The sequence below is a fragment of the Pseudomonadota bacterium genome, from assembly GCA_026388215.1.
Lineage (GTDB): Bacteria > Desulfobacterota > Syntrophorhabdia > Syntrophorhabdales > Syntrophorhabdaceae > JAPLKF01.
This window is the reverse complement of record JAPLKF010000219.1, coordinates 1-23,084: the sequence shown is the minus strand read 5'-3', so window position 1 is coordinate 23,084 and position 23,084 is coordinate 1. Positions and strand designations below refer to the sequence as shown.

The 23,084-nt window shown below is 43.3% G+C and carries 22 protein-coding genes and 1 pseudogene; 9 read left to right on the top strand and 14 right to left on the bottom strand.

What is annotated here, in order from left to right; translation table 11 throughout:
- On the top strand, positions 1-636 hold a 636-nt coding region (locus NTU69_11165), incomplete at its 5' end, for a sulfide/dihydroorotate dehydrogenase-like FAD/NAD-binding protein (protein ID MCX5804069.1).
- Positions 630-1,919: pseudogene (gene gltA, locus NTU69_11160) on the top strand (NADPH-dependent glutamate synthase). The gene NTU69_11165 and the pseudogene gltA, both read left to right, overlap by 7 nt.
- Positions 1,920-2,103: 184 nt before the next feature.
- Here gltA and NTU69_11155 read toward each other — a convergent pair.
- Positions 2,104-2,667 (bottom strand): hypothetical protein, encoded by a 564-nt coding sequence (locus NTU69_11155; protein ID MCX5804068.1) that lies wholly within the window; start codon positions 2,665-2,667, stop codon positions 2,104-2,106.
- Positions 2,668-2,963: 296 nt separating this feature from the next.
- Between NTU69_11155 and NTU69_11150 the strand changes: the two genes are divergently transcribed.
- The 5 genes from NTU69_11150 to hisS all read left to right on the top strand — a co-directional run bounded on the left by NTU69_11150 (position 2,964) and on the right by hisS (position 10,697).
- On the top strand, positions 2,964-5,078 hold the full coding sequence (locus NTU69_11150; GenBank protein ID MCX5804067.1) for an ATP-binding protein: 2,115 nt from the start codon (positions 2,964-2,966) through the stop codon (positions 5,076-5,078).
- On the top strand, positions 5,047-5,457 hold the full coding sequence (locus NTU69_11145; GenBank protein MCX5804066.1) for a response regulator: 411 nt from the start codon (positions 5,047-5,049) through the stop codon (positions 5,455-5,457). The genes NTU69_11150 and NTU69_11145 overlap by 32 nt, the downstream gene beginning before the upstream one ends.
- A 15-nt stretch (positions 5,458-5,472) precedes the next feature.
- Positions 5,473-6,960, top strand: a complete 1,488-nt coding sequence (locus NTU69_11140; GenBank protein ID MCX5804065.1) for a response regulator — start codon at positions 5,473-5,475, stop codon at positions 6,958-6,960.
- A 45-nt stretch (positions 6,961-7,005) separates the two neighbouring features.
- Positions 7,006-9,264, top strand: coding sequence for a bifunctional dihydroorotate dehydrogenase B NAD binding subunit/NADPH-dependent glutamate synthase (locus NTU69_11135; protein MCX5804064.1), 2,259 nt, complete (start codon positions 7,006-7,008; stop codon positions 9,262-9,264).
- A gap of 164 nt (positions 9,265-9,428) precedes the next feature.
- The gene (gene hisS, locus NTU69_11130; GenBank protein MCX5804063.1) at positions 9,429-10,697 is read left to right on the top strand and encodes a histidine--tRNA ligase; all 1,269 of its coding nucleotides are present in this window, start codon (positions 9,429-9,431) and stop codon (positions 10,695-10,697) included.
- Here hisS and NTU69_11125 read toward each other — a convergent pair.
- The 7 genes from NTU69_11125 to NTU69_11095 form a co-directional block, all read right to left on the bottom strand.
- Positions 10,683-11,102 (bottom strand): nucleoside recognition protein, encoded by a 420-nt coding sequence (locus NTU69_11125; GenBank protein MCX5804062.1) that lies wholly within the window; start codon positions 11,100-11,102, stop codon positions 10,683-10,685. The genes hisS and NTU69_11125 overlap by 15 nt on opposite strands.
- The gene (locus NTU69_11120; protein ID MCX5804061.1) at positions 11,087-11,518 is read right to left on the bottom strand and encodes a nucleoside recognition protein; all 432 of its coding nucleotides are present in this window, start codon (positions 11,516-11,518) and stop codon (positions 11,087-11,089) included. The genes NTU69_11125 and NTU69_11120 overlap by 16 nt, the downstream gene beginning before the upstream one ends.
- Positions 11,519-11,545: 27 nt before the next feature.
- The gene (locus tag NTU69_11115; GenBank protein MCX5804060.1) at positions 11,546-11,893 is read right to left on the bottom strand and encodes an outer membrane protein transport protein; all 348 of its coding nucleotides are present in this window, start codon (positions 11,891-11,893) and stop codon (positions 11,546-11,548) included.
- Positions 11,894-11,925: 32 nt separating this feature from the next.
- Complete coding sequence (locus NTU69_11110) at positions 11,926-12,990, bottom strand: tyrosine-type recombinase/integrase (protein ID MCX5804059.1); 1,065 nt, start codon at positions 12,988-12,990, stop codon at positions 11,926-11,928.
- A 167-nt stretch (positions 12,991-13,157) separates the two neighbouring features.
- On the bottom strand, positions 13,158-13,628 hold the full coding sequence (locus tag NTU69_11105; protein MCX5804058.1) for a thermonuclease family protein: 471 nt from the start codon (positions 13,626-13,628) through the stop codon (positions 13,158-13,160).
- Positions 13,629-13,667: 39 nt separating this feature from the next.
- On the bottom strand, positions 13,668-15,284 hold the full coding sequence (locus tag NTU69_11100; GenBank protein ID MCX5804057.1) for a DNA methyltransferase: 1,617 nt from the start codon (positions 15,282-15,284) through the stop codon (positions 13,668-13,670).
- Between the two features lie 40 nt (positions 15,285-15,324).
- Positions 15,325-15,480: a hypothetical protein gene (locus NTU69_11095; protein MCX5804056.1), complete on the bottom strand. Its 156-nt coding sequence runs from the start codon at positions 15,478-15,480 to the stop codon at positions 15,325-15,327.
- 354 nt (positions 15,481-15,834) lie between these two features.
- Here NTU69_11095 and NTU69_11090 point away from each other — a divergent pair, with 354 nt between their 5' ends.
- Entirely contained in the window at positions 15,835-16,443 is a 609-nt protein-coding gene (locus NTU69_11090; GenBank protein ID MCX5804055.1) for a DUF6338 family protein, read from the top strand.
- The gene (locus tag NTU69_11085) at positions 16,440-16,601 is read left to right on the top strand and encodes a hypothetical protein (GenBank protein MCX5804054.1); all 162 of its coding nucleotides are present in this window, start codon (positions 16,440-16,442) and stop codon (positions 16,599-16,601) included. The genes NTU69_11090 and NTU69_11085 overlap by 4 nt, the downstream gene beginning before the upstream one ends.
- A 1,530-nt stretch (positions 16,602-18,131) precedes the next feature.
- Here the strand turns inward: NTU69_11085 and NTU69_11080 are convergent.
- The 6 genes from NTU69_11080 to NTU69_11055 form a co-directional block, all read right to left on the bottom strand.
- Positions 18,132-20,618, bottom strand: coding sequence for a CHC2 zinc finger domain-containing protein (locus NTU69_11080; GenBank protein MCX5804053.1), 2,487 nt, complete (start codon positions 20,616-20,618; stop codon positions 18,132-18,134).
- The gene (locus NTU69_11075; protein ID MCX5804052.1) at positions 20,615-20,863 is read right to left on the bottom strand and encodes a hypothetical protein; all 249 of its coding nucleotides are present in this window, start codon (positions 20,861-20,863) and stop codon (positions 20,615-20,617) included. Before NTU69_11075 ends, NTU69_11080 begins: the two co-directional genes overlap by 4 nt.
- 54 nt (positions 20,864-20,917) lie before the next feature.
- On the bottom strand, positions 20,918-21,235 hold the full coding sequence (locus tag NTU69_11070; GenBank protein ID MCX5804051.1) for a helix-turn-helix domain-containing protein: 318 nt from the start codon (positions 21,233-21,235) through the stop codon (positions 20,918-20,920).
- Positions 21,236-21,439, bottom strand: a complete 204-nt coding sequence (locus NTU69_11065) for a hypothetical protein (protein MCX5804050.1) — start codon at positions 21,437-21,439, stop codon at positions 21,236-21,238.
- Between the two features lie 108 nt (positions 21,440-21,547).
- Complete coding sequence (locus NTU69_11060; GenBank protein MCX5804049.1) at positions 21,548-22,348, bottom strand: hypothetical protein; 801 nt, start codon at positions 22,346-22,348, stop codon at positions 21,548-21,550.
- 164 nt (positions 22,349-22,512) lie between these two features.
- On the bottom strand, positions 22,513-23,084 hold a 572-nt coding region (locus NTU69_11055), incomplete at its 5' end, for an outer membrane protein transport protein (protein MCX5804048.1).

The window sequence follows — 23,084 nt, the reverse complement described above, 5'->3', positions numbered from 1 at the left end:
CTTGCAAGTCTCAAGGATGGGGATACAATACCAACGTGTGTTGGGCCATTAGGGAATGCAACGGAAATAGGTCAATTTGGCACGGTGATGTGTATCGGTGGCTGTTATGGTATTGGAAGTATGTATCCTGTTGTAAAAGAGTTGAAAAAGGCAGGAAACAAGGTCCTTATGGTTTTTGAAGCAAGGAGCTCCTATCTCATATATTGGGCTAATAAATTTGTCCATTTGGCAGATAAGATTTTTAATATAACCCGCGACGGGAGTTTAGGCATGAAGGGTCATATCAACCGTCTGACAGATATTATCAACGGCCTGCCTAAACCTCCAGACAGAATTATAGTAAATGGATGTACATACCTTATGGCGCACACATCGGAGGTGACAAAAGACCTCGGGATTCCAACGGTTGTGAACTTGAACCCGATAATGATTGATGGAACCGGAATGTGTGGTGTATGCCGTGTAACAGTCGGTGGCCAGATGAAGTTTGCCTGTGTTGATGGTCCTGAGTTTAATGGTCACGAGGTGGATTGGAAGGAATTTCTGTCTCGTAGAAAAGCGTATCTTGAGGAGGAGGTCTTATTTTTCAGACATAGTGAACCTAAACCAGTAGTCCATAAAGAGGGCTTGCAGTAAAAGAAGCAAGCCGCTGCCTCCAGTGTAAGAAACCGAGGTGCATAACCGGCTGTCCTGTTGAAATTGATATACCCGGTTTTATCTCCTTTGTGAACAAAGGGGATTTTGCCGGTGGCATTAAAAGGATCAAAGAAAAGAACTGTCTTCCTGCAGTAAGTGGAAGGGTCTGTCCCCAGGAATCACAGTGCGAGGCTCAGTGTATCTTAAAAAACAAAGGTGCTGAAGTCGCGATAGGGAGGTTAGAAAGATTTCTTGCCGATTGGGAAGCCTCTCAAGGCCATATTGAAATACCTCCAGGGGCAAGCTCTACCGGCAAAAAGGTGGCAGTGGTTGGCTCAGGGCCAGCGGGTCTCACAGTTGCCGGTGATTTAATTCTGCTTGGTTATGATGTTACAATCTTTGAGGCACTCCATAAAGCTGGTGGTGTTTTGACCTATGGTATTCCGGAATTCCGGCTTCCAAAGGCAATTGTTGCAAGGGAAGTTGAATATTTAAAGAAGTTAGGGGTTAAGGTAATCACTGATTATGTTGTTGGAAAAACACGCTCAATCGACGAACTATTAAAAGAATATGATGCCATATTCATCGGGACAGGTGCCGGACTTCCCTGGTTCATGAATATTCCTGGTGAAAATTTAAATGGTGTCTATTCGGCAAATGAGTATCTTACAAGGATGAATCTCATGCAGGGATACCGTTTCCCCATGTCCTCCACCCCGGTGAAGAGACATTACCGTGTGGCAGTTGTTGGGGGTGGGAATGTGGCGATGGACTCTGCGAGAACAGCACTCCGCAGGGGGGCAGAAGAAGTGAGGATTATTTATAGACGTTCACATGCAGAACTCCCTGCCCGGCTTGAAGAGAGCGAAAATGCAGAGGAAGAGGGTGTTATTTTTAATATGTTGACACTCCCTGTTCTATATATTGGTGATGAAAACGGTTGGTTAAGAGAGATTGAATGCATCCGTATGGAATTAGGAGAACCCGATGCCTCTGGAAGAAGGCGGCCTATAGAGGTTCCGAATTCAAACTTCAGGATACCCATGGATGCAGCAATCTGTGCCATCGGAAATAGCCCAAACCCATTAGTCCCGTCTACTACACCAGGGCTTGAGACAACAAGGCACGGGACCCTTGTGGCTGACCCTGAAACAGGTAAGACCACGAGGGACAGGGTCTGGGCAGGTGGGGATATTGTGACCGGTGCAGCAACTGTTATCCTTGCTATGGGTGCCGGCAGAAAGGCTGCAAGGTCCATTCACGAGTTTCTGTCGAAATCGTGAGAGATAAATAGCCCTTTTTTATACTGATTTGCAATCAAAGGTTAAGGTTTAGGTTCAGCCTGAAAGTTGCCAAATGGATGCATCTTAGTATTAAAAGTTATCTCAGGTGATAATTTGGAGAATTGTATTGTTGGTTTTTTTGGATGATTTTAAAAAAAATAAGGGGGGAAAGACCCCCCCATTTTTACTTCTTTGATGGTGCTGGTTTTTTTGCAGGCTCCGCTGGTTTTGCAGGAGCTGCTGGTTTTGCCTCAGGTTTTGCTGCTTCAACCTTAGGGGCTTTTTCTTTCTTTGGTTTTGGGGCTGCCTTTTTTGCAACCGTTGGTTTTCCAGCAATCTTGGTTACCTTTGTGCCATCCTTTGTGTATGCAACAGCAACCTTATCACCCACCTTGACTTCATTCAGATTCTTATAACCTTTGAATTTTGGGTTCGATACATCGAAGGTAACAACCTTTTCTTTATCCTTTACAACAATAGTTTTTGCTGCAGTGTCAACATTTGCCACGATACCAACGAAGCCAGGTATTTTAGCTTTTGGTTTAGCCTTTTCTGGTGCTGGCGCAGCCTTCTCAGGTGCCGTTGTCTTCTCAGGAGCCGCCTTCGCCTTCTCAGGAGCCACTGCTGGTTTTGCAGGAGCCGCCTTTGCCTTCTCCGGCGCAGCCTTTGCTTTCTCCTGAGCAAAAACAGTTGTCACAAAAGCAACGCTAACTAACAATACAAGAGCAATTAATATGACCTTTTTCATAATTTGTAACCTCCCTTTATTTATTTAATATATATTGTTTATTTTTAAATATTTTTGTTTGCCATGTCAAGACATTAAATGAACCTTTATAAAAAAATTATTTAATGAACATACAGTCAATTATCCAGGTCATAACCCTTTTTTTTGTCTTGACAATTCATTTTACCTTGTGCATATTATCACAAAGCCTTTAAGGAGATTTTTTACAACTTTGACAGGCCGCTGTATTTTGGTGTAATATGTCCTTAACCACCTTGATTTTAAAATAATTTAGGATGGACAAAAGGCAGAGTTAAATGCTCGATAAGACACAAAATTCATATGATATCAACGTGAATAATCGCAAATGCCGTCTATGTTCTTATTGTATCCAGATTTGTCCTGCTAAAGCTATTAAACTTGAAAAAGACAATATTGAAATTATCCCTGAACGTTGTGTGATGTGCGGGAGTTGTATCACAGCCTGCCCTCAACAGGCATTTAGTTATAAAAATGCATTGGATCGGGTAAAGGCATTCTTTTTTGATAATGAAAAGACGATTGCTTGTCTTGATCCAGCCTTCCCGGCAGTGTTGGATGTGGGTACGCCGAGACAATTAGTAACTGCCTTGAAGAAGATTGGCTTTACAGAGGTGTGGGAGGGTGCATTCGGGGCTGAGCTCGTAAGCCAGGCTTATCGAAAACTCCTCCATGAGGGAATTAATAGGCCTTTAATTTCGTCCTTTTGCCCGGTAATTGTTTTCTACATTCAAAAATATCTTCCCCAGTTGATTCCCAATATTGCACCACTTGTTTCTCCCATGATTGCGATAGGCAGGGTTGCCCGAAAGGTAAAGAGCCCGGAGTGGAAGATGATATATATAACCCCATGTCTGGCTCAGATGAGAGAGATAGTCGCCCCTGAGGTTGCTTCTGCAATAGACGAGGTGATTACATTCCGGGATGTCAAAAAATTGATTGATGAAGCTGGTATTGAAAGACGGGAACTCGAGGAGACTGAATTTGATGGTCCGAGACCTTTTCTGGCGAGGGTGACCTCGGTGATTGGTGGATTGAACCGGAGTATGGGTACAAACTTTGATGTGCTTGTTGATGAGATAAGCGTGGCATACGGTCGTAGACGTGTCATGGGAGCGCTTAATCAGTTAGCAGCCGGCTATATCCAGGCAAAGTTTTTGGATTTTGTATATTGTGATGGATGTGTTGATGGCCCTTTTGTTGACCGTGAGTTGTCTGTTCTCGGTAGGCGTCAAATAGTGACACGCTATGCCAAGGCAGAAATGAATAAGCAGGATGTCGCCAATGTCATAGCTGAGCTGGATCAGTACGAGGGAATTGATTTGCACCGCGAGTTTCAGAACATGGAACAGAAACTGCCAATACCCACTGAAGAACAGATAAGGACAATACTTAAAAAAATAGGCAAGTTACCGCCAAATTACAACCTTGACTGCAGGGCCTGTGGATATCCTACGTGTCGTGATAAAGCAATCGCTGTGGCTCAGGGTATAGCAGAGGCAGAATACTGTTTGCCTTACCTTTTGGAACAGAGTAAAAAGATCTATCAGCAACTGGAGAGATCTCACCGTGAACTGCAACTTTCTCATCAGGCGTTGGAACAGGCACAGTTTCAGCTCATCAGGACGGAAAAATTAGCCGCCTTAGGAGAGCTGGCAGCAGGCGTTGCCCATGAGATTAATAATCCTTTAGGAACTATCACCATTTATACCCATCTTTTATTAAAAGGCTTAGAAAAGGATGACCCGCGACGGGAAGATGTAGAATTGATTTTGAGTGAGGCCAACCGGACAAAGGAGATTGTTCAGGGTCTACTCAGTTTTGCCCGGGAAACCAAACTTAGACCTGGTTTAACGAATATCAATGAGCTATTAGAGGATGTTCTCGGGCTTTTGGTAAATCAGTCTCTGTTCCATAACATTAAGATTAAGAAATCGTTTTTCCAGAATCTACCCACCATTTTTGCCGATGCGACGCAGCTTAAACAGGTATTTCTTAATATTATCCTAAATGCAGCCCAGGCAATGGAGGGGAAGGGGAACTTGGTAATCAGTACAATTCAGGAAAAGAAACAGATTAAGGTTAAGATACAGGATACAGGCCCTGGTATTCCACCTGAGATCATGGGTAAACTCTTTAATCCTTTTTTTACGACAAAAGAAAAAGGAACCGGGCTGGGGCTGGCAATCTCCTATGGAATTATTGAGAGACATTCAGGGAAGATAGATATTGAAACAAAATTAGGAAAAGGAAGTACCTTCATTGTTTCCTTACCAATTTCTGCTGAAGAGGAGGAACAAGGAGAGGGAACAAAAACAGATAGATTGTTGTTTCAAAATACAAGCTTAGGGAGAGGAAGCCATGAGCAAAAAAACAAAAATTTTACTTGTTGATAACGATGTTGATTTTATTGACCTGAATAAGGCTGTCCTCGAGAACAATGGTTTCGAGGTAGTTGTTGCATATTCGGGTCGAGAAGGGTTGGATAAGGTCAGATTTGAAGAGCCAGACCTGATTGTGCTTGATCTGATGATGGAAAAGCACGATACCGGTTTCGGTTTTGCCAAAGCTTTAAAGGTAGATCCGATCTATAAAAATATACCGATTTTGATGCTCACAGCAGTGGCAAGCGAGACCGGAATGGATTTTTCTCAGGAACTTGACGGATACTGGATGAAAACCGATGGTTATGCGAGTAAGCCTTTAATGCCTGATGAATTGGTAAAAAGGATTAATGATCTACTTGCAAAGGCACAAAAAGAAAACGAATGATTGTGTGAGTAGTGAATGGGTGAAGTAGCAAACATCTTAGTTATTGATGATGAAAAAGGGATCCGCGAAGGGTGCCGTAGAATTTTAGCGCCTGAGGGTTATGCTGTGGATACAGCCGAGGATGGTAAGGCAGGGCTGGAGATGGTTAAAACCAAGCCATACGACCTCTTGCTGGTTGACCTTATGATGCCTGTAATGGGTGGATTGGAATTGATGGAGCAGGTAAGACAGTTTGATCCAGAAGTTATTATGATCGTTATTACCGGATTTGCTACGATAGAAACCGCCGTGGATGCAATGAAGCACGGTGCATATGATTATATCCCGAAGCCCTTTACCCCTGACCAGTTACTGGCGGTTGTGAGCCGTGGCCTGGAAAAGAGGCGTTTGCGTCTCCAGGCGAAGCGCCTTATGGAGGAAAGGGATCAAAAGCTGCTTGAAGTGGTCAATGAGAAGTCGAAGATACATACAATAGTAAATTCAATGGCTGATGGTATTCTGGTTATAAACCGGGAGCACCAGCTTGTGTTATGGAACCCTGCAGCAATCAGGATGCTTAACCTGGACGAACAGCTGGAAACGGGTAAAGATATAGGTGCAATTATTCCCCAACATGCTTTAGTTGAAATTATTAATAAGGCCTTTTCTCCTGATTCATTACGTTACACAACCATTTCTGAGGAGATAGAGTTGCCCCAGTTAGAATCACGAGCCCTGATGGTCAACGTGTCGGTTATAAGGGATGAAAGCGGACAGGAGTTAGGTGTTGTAAGTACTTTACGGGATATAACAGGTTTGAAGGAGATTGATCAGATAAAGTCACAGTTTGTATCGATGGTTACTCACGAGTTACGGGCACCTGTGTCGGCTATTGAGGGGTATCTTGCGGCATATCTGACCGGTGCAGCTGGAAATGACCCACAGATGAATCGTCAGATGCTCGAACGGGCAAAACAACGAGCCCATTCTTTGCTTGAACTGGTAAATGATCTATTGCAGTTCAGCCGTTTAGAATCTAAACGGGTTGAGCGAAAGAAGGAATTGCTGAATATTTCAGGTATCATCACAAATACAGTGGAGTTGTTGAAAAACCAGGGTGAGGCTAAGGAAATTCAGTTTCAGGTGGATGTCCCTGAGTCTTTGCCCCTTATCGAGGCTGACCGGTCTGAAATGGAGCAATTATTTACCAATCTCATCTCCAATGCGATTAAATATAACGTGAAACGGGGTAAGGTATTGGTGAGTGCCAAACCGAATAAAAATTTTTTGGATATCAAGGTTACAGATACCGGTATCGGAATTGATGAAGAGAATCTTCCTTACATTTTTGATGAGTTTTATAGGGTATCTGGACCCAAGACAAGATATACAACAGGGACGGGTCTGGGGCTGACAATTGTAAAAAAGATTGTGGAATCACATTTTGGCCGTATTGAAGTGGATAGCAAGGTAGATAAGGGTACCACCTTCACAATTAAGTTTCCGATTAAAAAGAGGGAATAAAGGGTAGTTAATATATGAGGGATAAAATTTGGAAAAGGAGAAATTATGGCAAGAGAACTTAAACTTAATGAAATAGTTGAGAAACTTGAGCTGGCGCCGTCAGTTACACTTTTTAAACTCTATGTGCCGGATATAGCGAAAAAGGTAAAACCCGGGCAGTTTGTGGTTTTAAGGGCAGACGATTATGCGGAGCGGATACCATTAACTGTGGTAGACTTCAATAGGGAAGAAGGTGTTATAATGGTTATATTTCAGGCAGTTGGTTCTTCAACCCGCAAACTGGAGAAATTTGAGCAAGGTCAGGCGATTTTAGATGTGGTCGGCCCATTGGGCAAACCGAGCCACATTGAAAAATTCGGGACAGTCGTCTGTGTCGGAGGTGGTGTTGGTGTTGCCCCTGTATACCCGATTGCAAAAGCACTTTTTGAGGCAGGAAATGAGGTTATTTCTATTATTGGTGCCCGTAGTAAAGAGATGCTTATACTTGAAGAGGAGATGAAGGCAGTAAGCCATAAGCTTTATGTCACAACAGATGATGGGTCTTACGGTCATCACGGTTTTGTGACGGATATCCTAAAAAAACTGATAGAAGAAAAGACAAGGATTAACCTTGTGATCGGGATTGGTCCGGTAATCATGATGAAGGCTGTGGCTGATGTGACCCGTCCCCATAATTTAAAGACAATAGTAAGCCTCAATACTATTATGGTTGATGGTACAGGTATGTGCGGTTGCTGCCGGGCTACGATCGGTAATGAGACCAAATTTGTGTGCGTGGACGGTCCGGAATTTGACGGGCATCAGGTTAATTTCAATGAACTGATATTGCGTCAGAAGATGTACAACCGCGAGGAACGGCGTGCACTATGGGACCATCAGTGCAAATTGGAATTTCAGGCAAAACAGTTAAAGAAGACAAAGGTTAGAGAACGTATGCCTGAACAGGATCCAAAACTCAGGATTCAAAACTTTAACGAGGTGGCATTAGGATACACCCGGGAAAATGCGATTCGTGAAGCCTCCCGGTGCCTTAGTTGTAAGAACATGCCGTGTGTTGAAGGTTGCCCTGTAAATATAACTATCCCTGCTTTCGTAAAGAAGGTTAAAGAAGGCGACTTCATGGGCGCCATCCATATAATCAAAGAAACGAACAGCCTGCCAGCTGTATGCGGCCGCGTCTGTCCTCAGGAAACACAGTGTGAGAGTAAGTGTGTACTCGGGAAGAAGGGTCAGCCCATTGCAATCGGCCGCCTGGAGCGCTTCGCCGCTGATTATGAGTTACAGCATGGTGATGTTCGTGTTCCAGAGCTTCCTAAACCTACGGGAAAAAAGGTGGCGGTTATTGGTGCCGGCCCTGCAGGTTTAGCCGTTGCGGGAGAATTATCGAAAAAAGGACACGAAGTAACAGTTTTTGAAGCACTTCATAAGGCAGGTGGTGTTCTGGTCTATGGAATTCCTGAGTTCCGTTTGCCGAAGAGCATTGTTCAGCGGGAAGTAGATTATGTTGCAAAACTTGGAGCAAAGATAAAGGTTGATACGATTGTTGGCCAGACCGTGACACTGGACGAGCTTTTCACTCAGGGATATGATGCTGTTTTTATAGGTACCGGTGCTGGATTGCCTTATTTTCTGAACATACCCGGGGAGAACCTGAATGGTGTGTATTCTGCGAATGAATTCCTTACCCGTTCAAACCTGATGAAGGCCTATCTATTCCCTGAATATGACACCCCTGTGAGGGTAGGAAACAAGGTGGCTGTTATAGGTGGCGGTAACGTAGCTATGGACTCAGCAAGGGTTTCACGAAGATTAGGGGCTGAGCATGTGTATTTGATCTATCGCCGTTCTCGTGATGAGATGCCTGCAAGGGCAGAAGAGGCCCACCATGCACAAGAAGAGGGTATCGATTTCAGGCTGCTTACAAACCCGGTTAGAATTGTCGGTGATGACAAGGGATGGGTGAAGGGCATCGAATGTGTGAAGATGGAGCTTGGTGAACCTGATGCTTCAGGCAGAAGAAGACCTGTTGAAATTAAGGGTTCAAACCATATAATTGACGTGGATGTGGTAATCGTTGCAATTGGACAGGGCCCGAACCCGATCTTGACCCAGAGCACAGAAGGGTTAAAATTGAGGAAGACAGGCAATATCGAGGCTGATACGGAAACAGGTAAAACGAGTCGAAAAGGCGTATTCGCCGGTGGTGACATAGTGACCGGGGCTGCAACTGTTATTCTGGCCATGGGTGCAGGGAGAAAGGCAGCGGCGGCAATAGATGAATATCTGAAGACAGGAAATTGGTAATATAAAAGGCATCAAACAGATACAGATAAAGGCCATATTGTCATTTGGCAGTATGGCCTTTTTACTTAGATCTCTTTCCCTTATATTTACCCAAGAATTTTTAGCTTTAAATTACCATATCATTTATGTTACTAATGAATTGATATTTATTTTTTGGGGAAAAAATGGAAAAAATCAAGACATTGAGGGGATTTAGAGACATTCTTGGTGAGGAAATCGATAGGTTTAAACAGATAGAGGATGTATCAAGAAAATATCTCGCCCTTTTAGGTTTTGTGGAGATTGAAACACCTGTGCTTGAAAGAACAGAGCTTTTTGTAAGAAGCATTGGGGATACAACTGATATTGTGGAAAAGGAGATGTTTACTTTTATTGACATAGGTGGAGACTCGCTTACACTCAGGCCTGAGGCAACTGCAGGTATGGTACGGGCGTATCTGCAGGCAGGTATGTATGCAAAGGAAAGGGTTAGTAAGATATTTTCTGTAGGTCCTATGTTCAGGCATGAAAGGCCACAGAAGGGCAGGTTTAGGGAATTTCACCAGATAGATGTTGAGGTTTTCGGTATAGATAACCCGTTAATCGATGCAGAACTTTTATGGATGATCTCTTTGATACTCCATGAGCTTGGTGTGGGTGTGGGTAGCTATGGGATTGAGATAAACAGTGTAGGTTGCCCGGGATGCAGGGAAGCGTTTAAAAAGGTACTTGTCTCTTATTTTGAAACAAAAAAAAATGAATTATGCGAGGACTGTATAAGGCGCCTTCAGCGAAATCCATTACGAATATTTGATTGTAAAAACACACAATGTATTGAGGTGAGCCAGAAGTCACCTTTGCTTTTTGATTTCCTTTGTACAACATGCAAGGAACATTTTGATATGCTTTTAAAGCACCTGGAAGGATTCCATGTCACATATACTATCAACAAAAGACTTGTAAGGGGCCTTGATTATTACACAAAGACGGTTTTTGAAGTAACATCAGATGAACTCGGGGCACAGAAAGCCTTTATAGCAGGAGGAAGGTACGATAACCTTGTTGAGGAGATGGGCGGCCCCAAGACTCCTGGATATGGTTTTGCAATAGGAGTGGAAAGGCTTGCTTTACTTACAAAGGTGGAAGTAGTGCCAAAGCAACCTTCCTATTTTTTCGCTTATGTCGGTGAAAGAGCAAAGGCATATCTTGTACCGTTGGTGCATAGTTTTGTCAGAGAAGGTTTATCATTAAGCTATTCCTATGAGGGGAAGTCTCTAAAATCACAGATGCGATATGCAGATAGCTTACACGCAGACTTTGTATTTATTCTCGGCGATGAAGAGATAGATAAGAACATAATAATCTTAAGGGATATGAGAAACAAAATGCAGTTTGAACTCCCTCTGGAACCCTTAGAACTCCCCCGGGAAGTAAAGAGATTAATTATTCAGTAACTTACTCCTGTATATCAGGTAAGTAAGAATAATAGCAAGGAAAAATCTAAAACCTATCAATACAAACCCATTTGCACCGATAACCACAAAGATCAAGGTGTCTTCTATGATTGCGTGACATATGGAAAGGAAGAAGAGTATAAGAAAGGCCTCTTTCTTGTTTATATTGGAAGTTCGTATAGAATGGATGATTACACCCGCCCCGTATGTGAGTCCTATGATAATACCTGTAATAAGAGGGACAAGCCCACTACCTGTGATGCCGATAAAGGCAAAACGTTTTCTTTCAATCCGGGACTGTTTGTGCTTCAAAAATTCATATGAGATTGTGAGGGGCAGTATGATTAAGAGTAACTTTATGGATAAACTTAGAGAATCCTTGAGAGCTACTAAAATAATTTCCATAATATATTTATCAAAACTCCTGAAAGCAGACTGAACGTGACCCTTGCAAAAAGCAGTAGCCATGCATTCACGCCTGTTTGTTTGGTAACCCCTGTTTCAACAGGAAGGCTGTGGGATATCCCGAGCATGAGAGCTATTACAGTCATATCCTTGGGGGATAGTTGAAGGGGGGTAATCACAGCAATGGCTGCATAAAGATTAATAAAATAACCTGCCATAAGACCGAGAGCAGATTCTCCTGGAAGCCCGAATATGCTCATAAAGGGTTTAAATAATGTACTTATCGTGTTAAGGAAACCGGTATGTTTAACAAACTCGATTGCGACATAAAAGGGAACTATAACCTTCACCATTTCATATGTTATGGAGAGACCGTTTAAAAAGCCTCTTTTTAGGGTTTGATGAAGGTTTTCCATAATATTATAAAAACTGCTGTATAATTATCATCTGCTGTATGTCAAACCTAAAAGAATCAGATGGGCAAAATTGCTGTATGTCCCTCTTGGACCCGTGATACTCCTCGATGAGCTTACCCTTTTGAAAAAGGTAGCCTGATATCCTAAGTCTATTTTAAATTGGTCTTTTTTGTATGTTGTGCCAAGGGTGAATATGTTTCTTGTATTATCAGGAAGCTCTGGGCCGAGTGTCTTTTTCGGGACAGGGCTTTTATCATACATATAGCCAGCTCTAATCTCTATAGACTTTTTCCATTGGTAATTTGCTCCTATTGCAATGCTCGGGGTGTTAAACCAGTCTTTATAATAGAATTGTTCAGGCATACCGTTATTCACCGGTTCAAATCTGGTTACTGCCTCCAATAAAATCAAGTGGTTAGAGGAATTATCTTTAACCCTATTTCTTTCTTGGTGTCCATATGGTGACTACTCTCAACCACGGATTCTAATACACGGACAGCTTTCTTGTCTTCTTCAGAGGAGGGATGTAGATATCTCTCGGTTGTGCGGATTGTTGAATGACCGAGAATCTTTTTGACCGTGGCAATGTCTACGCCTCCAATAACTAACCTTGTCGCACAGGTGTGACGCAGGTCGTGAAAGCGTAAGCCGAGGATTCCAGCCTTATCGCAGGCCCTTTTAAATGCTGTATGCGCTCTGGAGGTAGAATTCCCCTTAACACTTGGGAAGACCATTGCCCCTTGGGGGTTTTCTTCTTTCCTGGAGATCAAAGTTCTGTAGACTCTCTCGGTCACAAGCACCCTTCTTTCCTTTCCGGTCTTGGTGTGTTTTACGGAAATTATCTTTCCGGAAAGGTCAATTTGATCCCAAGTTAGAGATAGGATCTCCCCAAGCCTCATGCCGGTATCCAGGGCGACGATTATGCGGTCCCTGATCCATGGTTGGGCTTTTTCGAGGAGGCTCCTTTCCTCGTCTACAGAAAGGATTCTTTCTTTGAGGCTGTCTTCCTTAAGCTTCTTTACCTTTCCACCTTTCATTGGATGGTCGGTTAGAAGTCCCCAATCAACGGCCCTGGAGAAGATTGAAGATAGAACAGTGAGCTCCCGGTTGATTGTGGCTGGTTTAACCTTATCCTTCCTGAGTGATTTATATCCCTCGATTAAGAAGGGTATGATCTGATGTAGGCGCTTTCCTTTAAAAAAGGTTAAGAGGGCTCGGATGCGAACAGCATCCATACTCTTCCACGCCTTATGATTATCCTTTGCCCATTCAAGATATTGTTTGGAGAAATCCTCAAAGTAGGGTGTGGGCTTTACTTCTTCAATCCTGAATTTTCCGTGTACAATATCACCCGATCTTGCACTGAGTGCCTTTAAGGCTTGCCTCTTGTTAGTTCCGGCTGACTCACGAAGCCTTTTCCCCTGGTAGTAGTAGTCGATATACCATTTACCATGATGTAAGTAGACTCCCATATGTCATCCCTCCTGGGCTAAGAATTTCATTGCCCTTGTTTGATGAACTGTGGTATAAAAAGAGTGGCGGGTGGGCCGGTTAAATGGTTTACTCGCTGGGGACTTCATGGGTTCCTTCGCGGGATTCTCCAGTGGTCCCATTAATTATTCTCCCTCCCCCTCTATACTCATTTCCATAACCCCCTACGGTTTTCCCTTGCTTCTTTCTCGTAGGTTCTAAACTCTTCCAGATACTTAAACGGAAACTTTGTATAGGCAAACCCGTAGCCCTGTTTTATAATTTCAGCGTTCAGGAAAGTACCGTCTAAAAGATAGACATACGCAAGGATACGCTTATATCTGTCCCTTCTCTGCCAATCATATTCAAGACGGACCTCTTTACCCTCTACCATCCCTTTGGTGAAGAGAGAGGCTTCTTTACCAAAGTATTGGACCGGCTTCTTTGGATGCTTGGTTTCAGGAGTGTCTACCCCAATAAGGCGGACTCGCTCCTTATTTGCCAGGAGAAGGGTGTCTCCGTCAACAGCCCTCTTGACAGTATATGTTTGCGCATGGGAAAAAGAAATCAGAAGCATGAGGATCAAGACAACCAAAAAGGGAAGGGACTTTTTAAACATTATTATATTCTTCGATCTCATCAATCGTCTCTTTACACAAAGCGATAATAGTCTCTGCTCTTAAGGTGATCTTTTCGCTTTTAATGGTAGTTCCCCTTGCTCTGTAAGTTCCCCCTCACGGGCTTCCGGGGCTTTTTTAAAAGTTACATTGACCTGGCTGGGTGGAGGATAATCAATGCCCTTACCATCCAAGAGTTCGCTTACTGTTAGAATTTGTAGTCGTGGAAACCTCTTGCCCCAAGGTGAATCATAAAACCCTGCACCCGCAACCTCAGCTCGCATGTGCTTAGTTGGTTCTTCTAGGGTAATTAGAACCCCAATCTCAGCTTTCTCTCTCTCAATCACTCCTCGCAGATCTCTGACATGTGCAACGTTTGTATGGCCTGACTTAACCGATAGAATGATCTGTTTCGTTTTTCCTCTCAGAGGATCATCGTGGAAATAGAGCCGTCCATCAATTCCTTTATCGCTCCCCTTCTTTTGATCTACGGGACGGGCTCCCACCAAGCCCAATGCCCACCATTGAAATTGATATGGGTCTTGTTTCGCTAGCGCTTCGGCATCTGGAACCGTTGTAGGTTCACCTATTACGTCATATTCGGCTTTATCACGAAATCGAGTCTTGAGCCTTTCCTTGATGACTACAATGGCTGCTTGAGTAATATCGATTCCAACCCATTTCCGCTTGAGTCGCTCGGCTACGGCGATAGTCGTTCCACAGCCACAAAATGGGTCCAAAACGATGTCGCCTTCATTGCTGCTTGCCTGGATGACTCTTTCTAATAGTGCCTCCGGTTTTTGGGTCTGGTAGCCAAGACGTTCCGAGCCACTCTTGGTCATCTTGATGTCCGTCCATAGATTTTGAACTAGTTGTCCCGGAAGAGAGTCGAGGTAATTCTTGCGATACGGCATTCCGCGGGCGCTGTAGTAAATCTCGCCATTTGCGTCCAGTTCGGCCATGTGCTCCTTTGTGAACCTCCAATTCCTCACGTGACCGTGCCATTCGTAGCTCGGCCCTCGCCCGCCGGGAGCGAGACAGGTGTTTGGCCAGAACTTCCTACCATCCGGGTCCGAATGCCTGAATCTCTTCGATAGATGGTCCTCAGAATAAGAACCCCTTATGGGATTGAAAACGTAATTATCCGTTTTCGAGTAAAATAGAATGGAATCAGTGACGCGGCCGAACCTTTTGGGGTCATTGTGGGAGCCGAATCGCTGCCAGACAATTTCGTTCCTAAAATTGGTCGGACCGAAGACCGAATCGATGAGCATCTTCAGATAGTGACTTGCGGTGGGGTCGCAGTGCAGGTAGATGCTTCCCGTCGGTTTAAGCACACGCCGGAGCTCTAGCAGTCGCGGAGCCATCATGGCAAGATAGGCGAGCATATCGTTCTCCCCGAGGATGGTTCTGAAGGCTTGCATCGCTCTAGAGACATTTCCGCCCATTTCCACAGTTTCTTGGTATGCACGAGCCGCTATTTGGTCCCACTGCCAGGTATCCTCAAATGCTTTGATCTGGGCGGCCGATCGGCTTCCGTTTTGCTCTGCGAAGAGAACGTTGTAATCCTGGTTGCTCTTGAAAGGAGGATCCAAGTAAATAAGATCCATACTCTCTTCCTTGATGTGCCGCCGCAGAACGTCTAAATTATCTCCGTAATAAAGAACATTCTTGCTCATTTCCATAACCCCCTTTCTTATCTCGGCCCTCTCGCATAAGCTATTTCTTTATTTTCTTCCAGGATTCCACCCACTCCTCAACCAATCTCCCGGGAGGTTTAAGCTCTCTCGCTGCCCTTACCTTCAATTCCCGATAGCACTCTTCATCCATCAGGATAGCTAATTTCCTTTTCTTATTTTCTCTCTTCTTTCTCACCCGTCCACCCTCCTTTCTCTTCTATTAACATACAAAATATCATCAATGTCATTAATGATACATCTAACACTATCTTCTGTCAAGGATTATTTTTAACGGGCAAAGAAAATAATCCCATCGATACCTCTCCCCGATTCAGGATTACTGGAGGTAAAAAAGATGAAGAAAACAGTGCAACTTTTATTTAGTTCTTCCTATAACGTTGTTTTTCCTTCTTTCCCTTAACATACAACACTTCAAATGGCAATGGTTAAAAATATAGAATCTTATTGACATTTATTGAGTGCAATATCATAATAGAATAAAGATGTTACATACAATTGGAGATGACTTGTAGGCTAATGGGAGCAAGATATGAATATATGGGAAATTGATAAACTCATCATCTTTATTGCATTTGCTATTCCTGGGTTCATCAGTATCAAGGTGTACGATCTCTTGTCTCCAGGAGAATGGCGAAAATCCTCAAAACAAGTTATAGACGCGGTTACCTTCAGCTGTATCAACTATGCTCTACTCTCATGGGCCATTTATCTGGTTGAGATAAACAACTGGCATACTGCCCATCAATACCTCTACGCGATGTTTTATCTTCTGGTTCTCTTTTTCTTTCCCGTTGTCTGGGCATATTGCTGGCATAGACTACGTTCAACCCAATTATTCCAGAAAAATATTCCTCACCCCACGGGCAAGCCGTGGGATTACGTTTTTAGTCGACGTAAGTGGTATTGGATCATAGTCACGCTCAAAGATGGAACAAAATTTGCGGGAAAGTACGGGAGTGAGTCTTTTACGTCGAGTGCACCAGAAGAGGAGCAAATATATCTGGAAGAAACGTGGGTGGTAAATGAGCATGGAGGATTTGAGCGGCCACGAGAGCAGACAGCGGGAATTATCATAATTTCGAGTGAAATCGCAGCAGTTGAACTTTTTGAATACATTTCAGAAGGAGGACAAACATGAGCGAAAAGAAACCTATTCATGAGGGCTATCAACCGCCAAAAAGAGGTTATCAGCCCACACAAATTCCAGGGGATGCTGGATATCAGCCTCCAAATCAAGGTCATCCAGTTAAACCATTAAAACCAGTGGAGCCACCGAAACCACCTAAAAAACCTTAAGCCGTTAACTGAATTGTGCTAAAGGACGGTATGGGGCCTCACTGGTTCTTGGGAATGCGGCGAAATTAGCCTAAGGAAAAGAGCAATTGAAGATGAAGCAATGTTTGTATTATAAAAAACCATGACACAAACGGGGGATTAAAACCAATGGCTTCGTCTGTGCCGCACACGTTCTGTTTCTACTCGTAATCATTGCTTTCAATAACAAGCCACTACTGAACAGTAGTAGATGTAGTGGGTAATCAAACTTCCATTCTCCTTCCATGAATCTCTCCTCAAAAAACCATAAATCCTTTTTCAACCTCTCACCTGTTGCTGTGCGTCATGCAAAGCCTCAGTTAATCTTTTTTGTCTTTTCAACAGATTGTGAATTGTTTTTTCTAAACCAGATTTAGTGAATACATGGACAGTGATGCTTTTTTTCAAAAGCCCCTTCATATTTGGCTAAGGAATGATTTTTCTCTTAAACCATGCTCTGAGGCCATTCCAAAGGAATAGTCGAAAAAAAACGCCCTCACATTTGCTCTGTGATTGATATTTCTTAATGCCTCAATGGTTTAGTATTGCTCTTTTCCCCGCCGAGAGAGAAATTGACAGAACATCGCTTTTATAATATTCAGGAGCGTTTCGAGTCTCACGCACGATCTCGTCTATATCCTGGTCGGTTGGTAGCTCCCCGTAAAAATATTCGAGGCACTATTGTTTTATTCGAGAATATGGGGGGGGCTACCCCAGGATATAGACGGTGCGTGAGACTCGAAACGCTCCTGTACCGGCATTTGTTCTGTCAATTTCTCGGGTTTCTCTTATGGTTTCTCTCGGCGGGGCGTGTACTTTTTTAAGTTTTGCTTTGTTTTTGATTTAGATTGTAAACCAGATTTAGAAGTAGCGAATACATGAGCAGTAAAGAGCTATAAAAATTTAGTCGATAAAGAATAGAGCCCGTTGTGCTACTGAGTAAGTGAAATTTATACGAGCGCAAAGCGCAGCTCTTAAGTATAAATTTGTCTTGCGTAAGTAGCACGTGGTCTAAGGGCGAAAATTCTATCGACTTAATATTTATAGCGTAGGTCTGTCCTGGACTTAGCGAATACATGAGCAGGGGCGTTTTGTCATTCCGGTTAGCAATGTAGCGCAACGGAGCGTAGCGAGTGTGCGCTGCGAGTTCTGAGGCTGTTCTCTGCCGAAGTAGGAGCTCCTTATAAATTGTTCGCAGCTTCTGAGGCTGTTCTATGCCGAATTAGCAAGAAGCTTGTCCTGCGTGGGCTGGAAGCCCGAAAGGCAAGCCGCCCGCAGGCGCCTTTTGCTTTGTCGTTGAACTGCCTTTTTAGAACTGTCTTTTTAGACTTGTCTCTTACCAACGAGCGAGACCATGTTTAGACTTGTTTCTTACCAACGAGCGAGACCCTTTTTACCCTACTTTGTGAACATGTGAAAAGTGTGTGTGAAAAGGGCTAGGCGTGCACCTTTTTGCTTCACTTCCTTCACTTCCTTCACTTAAAAGAGGGGAGGTTGTGAAGGTTATGAAGGTTATGAGGGTAAAATAACCCCGTGCTCCTCTGCTAATGCGCGTATCTGTGTCGGATCATAAATGATAGCCATTCTACCCCCAGAAATCCTTTTGGTAGGGATACCGAGGGCCTTGATTCTTCTTCCGATTCTTTCGGGAGGAAGTTTGAACTTCTCGAGCAATTCTTCGTTAAACTTTTCTGTGATTGCCTTATTGGAAAGCTCCCCTCTTTCAACCGTTGACTCAAGGTTTATGATCGCCTCAATGATCCTTGCATCCTGTGATTGGCTCTTATTCATCTTCCTTTCCTCCTCAAGTTCTTTTGTAAGGTCCAAAAGTATCTGTTCCCTTTCAGGGCAGACCAGCTTTAGGATCTTATGCAGAGGGCCAAGGATATCTCCCAATCTGTGTAAAGATATGCTCTCAGCATCAGGTAGAACATCATCGAGGTGTCTTGCCCTAAATGCTACAAGGCGTTCTTTATATGTTAGTAGCCCTTCTTTGGTAGGCTTCTCTTTAAATACCCTGTCAGTTTTAGGCATATTGATGACAATTCCACGGCCCTCCATTACTCTGTGAGTAGCCTCATTGGTGGCGTATATAGTAGGACCAAATATCTTAAAAAATCGTATATCCTCAAATGGAGGAAGCTCTGGGTTTATTACTCTGGGTACGACAGCCCCACGCTGAAAACGTTGCAAGAAGGCGTCTTCACTCTGGCTGCTCTTTATGTCTTTCCATATGTCAAAGATATCAAAGAAGATAGTAGTCCCAAAATATTCAGCCATTCTGAAAATAAAGGCTTCCCTAACATTCTCGACGTAAATTCCACGATAAGCCATATATATAAGGGCTTGACCCGTTGTTGATTTTCCCCTGGTATCGGTTGCGAAAAAGCAAAGCTGTGGCGAGTACTCAAACTTCTCCATAAGATATGTATGCATTAGCCAAAGGGCCAGAAGATCGTAGTGTTTGTTTGAGGGAAGTTCGAACATCCTTATAAACTGTTCCAAAATATCATCATAAAGCAAATGATCAGTTTCTTTGCTATCCTCAATAAATGCACGCACCCTTTCCCCGTCTGGGAGTAAAAAGGGGATCTGATCTTTTGTGGGTGGGAAGAAGACCTTCCCATCAATAGCCACGCTTTTCTCTATTGAAAAGGTTTTAACTTCTTTAATCAGATAAGCTGGTTGACCTTCGTATTCCACGAGGTCAACCAAACCAGGGAAAACCGCTTTAAATTCCTCATCAGGGGCATGTTGTGTTTCTACATTGTTCTCATGTTTTGGGACCGATTTAATCTCCCTCCGATATAAATCAATCTCTTTACTGGTTAATTTAAATCTCTTTTGGATGTCCTCTTTTAGTAGTGCCTCTTGTTGTGTCCTTGGCCTCTTGGAGATCCTCTGGAGAATTGGTTCGAGCTTCTTATGGAGATCGATCCTTTTTGTGTCTTCAGGAATGAGTGAAATTTCATATTCAATGGGATCTAGAGAAGACGATAGTAGCTCTTGAAACTTATCCCGGCCATTCTCTTTCAGGTATTCATCAAGGTCTTTTCCGTCTGGTAGAAAAACAAGTCTTGCCTTATCTTCTAATAGTGAGCCTATCCTTTTCATCCCGTCAATTCCTGCCTGGTCTCCGTCAAGACAGACATAAACCCTCTCTGCATTCTGAAACAGTTTAAGGTATTCCTTTTTGAATATCATCGCTCCTTGAAGTGCCACAGCTGGATACCCATATTGAACAGCCCGGAGGCAATCAAAGATTCCCTCGGTAATGATGACCTTTTTGGATCGTAAGGAATCCTGGTTATAGAGATCTATAGGTCTTCCTGGAAGGTTGATGTATTTAGGATCTCCTTCAGGAAAGATGCGCCCTGAAATGTTTATGGCTCTTCCGTATTTAAAAGAAGGTAAGGTGATACGATGGTAAAAGAAGTCACGGGTACCGCTATTCTGGTCGTTGATGAGAACACCAGCCTTAAGGCAATCTTCGATGGAGTGCTTACAGGTGTTAATTAAATGCCTTTTCAATCCTCCTTTTGCATAACCAATAAGGAATCTTTCAATGATGTCCTCGGAGATCATTCTCTCCTTAATAAGATATTCCTTAACCTCTGGGGTTAGCGTGGAATGATAGTATTGCACAGTATGAATCAAAATGTCCTCAATTATTCGGTCCTGTTGAATCGTAGTTAAATCTTTTTGATCGGGGGTTGGCACTGTTAGTCCTACCTTATCGGCGAGGAAAGTGAGGGCATTCCAGAAAGGGATTTCCTGGTGGAGCATGATGAAATTGATTACATCGCCCCCGGCGTGACAGCCGAAGCAGTAAAAGGACTGGGTGTTGGGGTAGACGCGTAGGCTTGGTTTTTTATCTGAGTGAAGGGGGCAGATGGCCATGAAATGGTGATCAAGGGGGATATATGTGCTGATGACCTGGACGATGTCGTTTAATTCTTTTACCTGGTCGATAAAAGCGGGGAAGTACTGATCCTTCATTTTGTTGCCTTCCTTGAATAGATAACAGAAGGTGCATTCCTGAGTGAGTTTATTACCCTTGGATATTTAAACAGGGCAAAGCTCCTTTCTCTCTCATCATTAAAGGCAAAAATGGTTTCAGGCTTAATACCTTGGTCGCGGAGGTTTCTGAATTTGTCTAACAGCTCTGGATAAGAATACCCAGCAAAGTAGCCATAGCCAACTTCTGTATTTCTTTGATCGGAGTAAGTCATAGAATTATTCATTGCCTTAATATGCCCCCCGTGGTATAAACAAAATGAGCCGATTAAGAAGGAGGCTCATCTCTCTCTGCCCTTGGGATCCCTCATATCCTGGGGGTTTTTTATTTTTACCTCTGCCCTTGCAAAGGGCGTTCGGCCCTTAGTGGCTGGATGGGTGACCCTCGCCCCCCTACGTGAAAACCTATAATCGTTAGGGTCCTCCTCCCGATGCACCGAACCCTCAAGCCATCTTTCGATCTCTCTTGGGTCAAAAAGGCATCGACCATTGACCTTGAGGTAGGGAATCATCTTCTGAGAACACCAGTTTCTAAGCGTCCCGATCGGGACCCTTAGTCGTTCTGAACACTCTTTGATATTCATCAGCTGTGGAAGCATCTAAACACCAGCACGCTTTTTCTGTTTTACTAACATCCTTGAAGTGGGCCACTGTCTCGACCAGACCTTTAATCCGTTGGATACAATTAGCCTTTTTCCGCATCTCTGGCAGACAAGGTCCCTTTTAAAGACGCGTGTGCATTCATACTCATCTGTACATGTAGGGCACACATAAAGTCCTGTATAAAGCCTTACCTTCGCCATTGGCAACCTCCTCATTTGGATACTTTTTATAATGAGGTTATGCAAATCGTCAAGGAAACCAGGTCACTATTTTTTGGGGGGTACCCCGTGACTTTTTTAAGGGGGCGATTAAGATGTGAGCAGGTCGATTAGTTTTGAAACGGGGGATTTTTCTTCGTGGATATAGTCATCGTAAAGGGACCAGGATTTTACGATCTGCTTCTCCTGCCTGGCCCTATGAAGCATCTCTTTAATATTTCGGGTGTTGGTTTGATGGAAAGCAGCGAGGATAAGGTAGCTTAGTTCTGTGGGTGTTTTGGCTTCAGTTAATCTATTGGTCGTCTTTCGGGAAAAGCTAATTTGGGTCCCTGCTATCTGGATTCTATTCTCTTCTGCTTCCCATTTTTGGAGTAGGCTGCGCAGGTAATCAGCATCATCTTTTCTTACCTTGAATTCTGTCACAACATCATCCTGTTCGTCTAAAAGATGTAAGTGTCTTGGGGTAGGATTATAGAAATCTTTGAGAAACCTCTCCACAAAATTCCACCTTACATCGAGATCAAACTTCTCTAAGAAAGTGGGATGACCATAAGGGAATGAACCATAATAAGGAACTTCTCCCGATTCATCTGAAAGGAGCTTGACGGGTCTATTCCCCTGCTCGGGTACCTCTATAGTTGGGCTTTTAATCGTTAAACGCTCTACGAGATGGATAGTGCTTTGTATCGCCTCCACAACTTCTTCAAGGCTAAGATTCTTTGATAAAAGAATGTCCCTTGTCTTATGAATGAGATTGGTGCGTGCTCGAAGCCTTTGGATTACCAATTTATGTATTTGTCCTGGTTTCAAATCGATGACCCATTCCCTGAGTTCAATGGAAAATGGATGAGGGTACCATATCCTGATAATCTTATTATTTCTTTTACTCATTAACTAAAACAAGTACCTTACACAGGCTTTTTTTACACCCCTTTTTGGTGACCAATAGGTGTCCATACCATGCTTAAAACACATGATTTTCTGTGATGTTCCATGATAACATATAGCATGGAATTGTTCAATGATTCAGACAGATTAGGTTTAATTACAGGGGGTTATAAAAACTTGTCCTCTCGGTCAGGCATACCGTTGTCAAATTTTACTTTATAACTGTTGAGCGAGGACCAACCTGTATAGAGGATATCCCCTTCAATGGTTAACGGACCTATGTTTTTTGAAACACCTGCCACTGCCACAAATGGAAATGTGATTTTTGTAGAGGCATTACCGTCTGGAAAGAATGGTTTTAATAGGGGATTTGTAGAGAAACGTACCTTTCCATTGAATTTAATCTCCGTGGGGCTTCTGTATGTAAAAGAAACCGTGTATTGTTTGGGCAATTTTAGTGTGATAGCAACATTATAGCCAATTCCATCTCCATCACCGGTCAGTTTTGCAATACCATCCGGCGCCCCCCAGAGACTTAAGTCTATCGCATTCTTCATTGTTACCGAACTTTTCACAAAAGAGAGGCCAAGACCAAAAGAGAGATAGTTATTTACTCTATACGCAATTACAGGATTTATGTATGTGGTTCTTATTTCAGCAAAGGTGTTTATATATCTGCCAACCCAACCTTTTGGCCATTCAGTAGATAGACCGAAGGGAGAAAACATGCCCACACCGA

Excerpts from the sequence above, each read along its gene's own strand:
- NTU69_11110 (MCX5804059.1), bottom strand. The coding sequence starts at position 12,990 with ATGGGAGTCTACTTACATCATGGTAAATGGTATATCGACTACTACTAC.
- NTU69_11080 (MCX5804053.1), bottom strand. The coding sequence starts at position 20,618 with ATGAAGGATCAGTACTTCCCCGCTTTTATCGACCAGGTAAAAGAATTA.
- NTU69_11075 (MCX5804052.1), bottom strand. The coding sequence starts at position 20,863 with ATGAATAATTCTATGACTTACTCCGATCAAAGAAATACAGAAGTTGGC.
- hisS (MCX5804063.1), top strand. The coding sequence starts at position 9,429 with ATGGAAAAAATCAAGACATTGAGGGGATTTAGAGACATTCTTGGTGAG.
- NTU69_11100 (MCX5804057.1), bottom strand. The coding sequence starts at position 15,284 with ATGAGCAAGAATGTTCTTTATTACGGAGATAATTTAGACGTTCTGCGG.
- NTU69_11070 (MCX5804051.1), bottom strand. The coding sequence starts at position 21,235 with ATGCTTCCACAGCTGATGAATATCAAAGAGTGTTCAGAACGACTAAGG.
- NTU69_11140 (MCX5804065.1), top strand. The coding sequence starts at position 5,473 with ATGGGTGAAGTAGCAAACATCTTAGTTATTGATGATGAAAAAGGGATC.
- NTU69_11155 (MCX5804068.1), bottom strand. The coding sequence starts at position 2,667 with ATGAAAAAGGTCATATTAATTGCTCTTGTATTGTTAGTTAGCGTTGCT.
- NTU69_11120 (MCX5804061.1), bottom strand. The coding sequence starts at position 11,518 with ATGGAAAACCTTCATCAAACCCTAAAAAGAGGCTTTTTAAACGGTCTC.
- NTU69_11090 (MCX5804055.1), top strand. The coding sequence starts at position 15,835 with ATGAATATATGGGAAATTGATAAACTCATCATCTTTATTGCATTTGCT.
- NTU69_11085 (MCX5804054.1), top strand. The coding sequence starts at position 16,440 with ATGAGCGAAAAGAAACCTATTCATGAGGGCTATCAACCGCCAAAAAGA.
- NTU69_11150 (MCX5804067.1), top strand. The coding sequence starts at position 2,964 with ATGCTCGATAAGACACAAAATTCATATGATATCAACGTGAATAATCGC.
- NTU69_11125 (MCX5804062.1), bottom strand. The coding sequence starts at position 11,102 with ATGGAAATTATTTTAGTAGCTCTCAAGGATTCTCTAAGTTTATCCATA.
- NTU69_11105 (MCX5804058.1), bottom strand. The coding sequence starts at position 13,628 with ATGAGATCGAAGAATATAATAATGTTTAAAAAGTCCCTTCCCTTTTTG.
- NTU69_11145 (MCX5804066.1), top strand. The coding sequence starts at position 5,047 with ATGAGCAAAAAAACAAAAATTTTACTTGTTGATAACGATGTTGATTTT.
- NTU69_11060 (MCX5804049.1), bottom strand. The coding sequence starts at position 22,348 with ATGAGTAAAAGAAATAATAAGATTATCAGGATATGGTACCCTCATCCA.
- NTU69_11135 (MCX5804064.1), top strand. The coding sequence starts at position 7,006 with ATGGCAAGAGAACTTAAACTTAATGAAATAGTTGAGAAACTTGAGCTG.
- NTU69_11065 (MCX5804050.1), bottom strand. The coding sequence starts at position 21,439 with ATGGCGAAGGTAAGGCTTTATACAGGACTTTATGTGTGCCCTACATGT.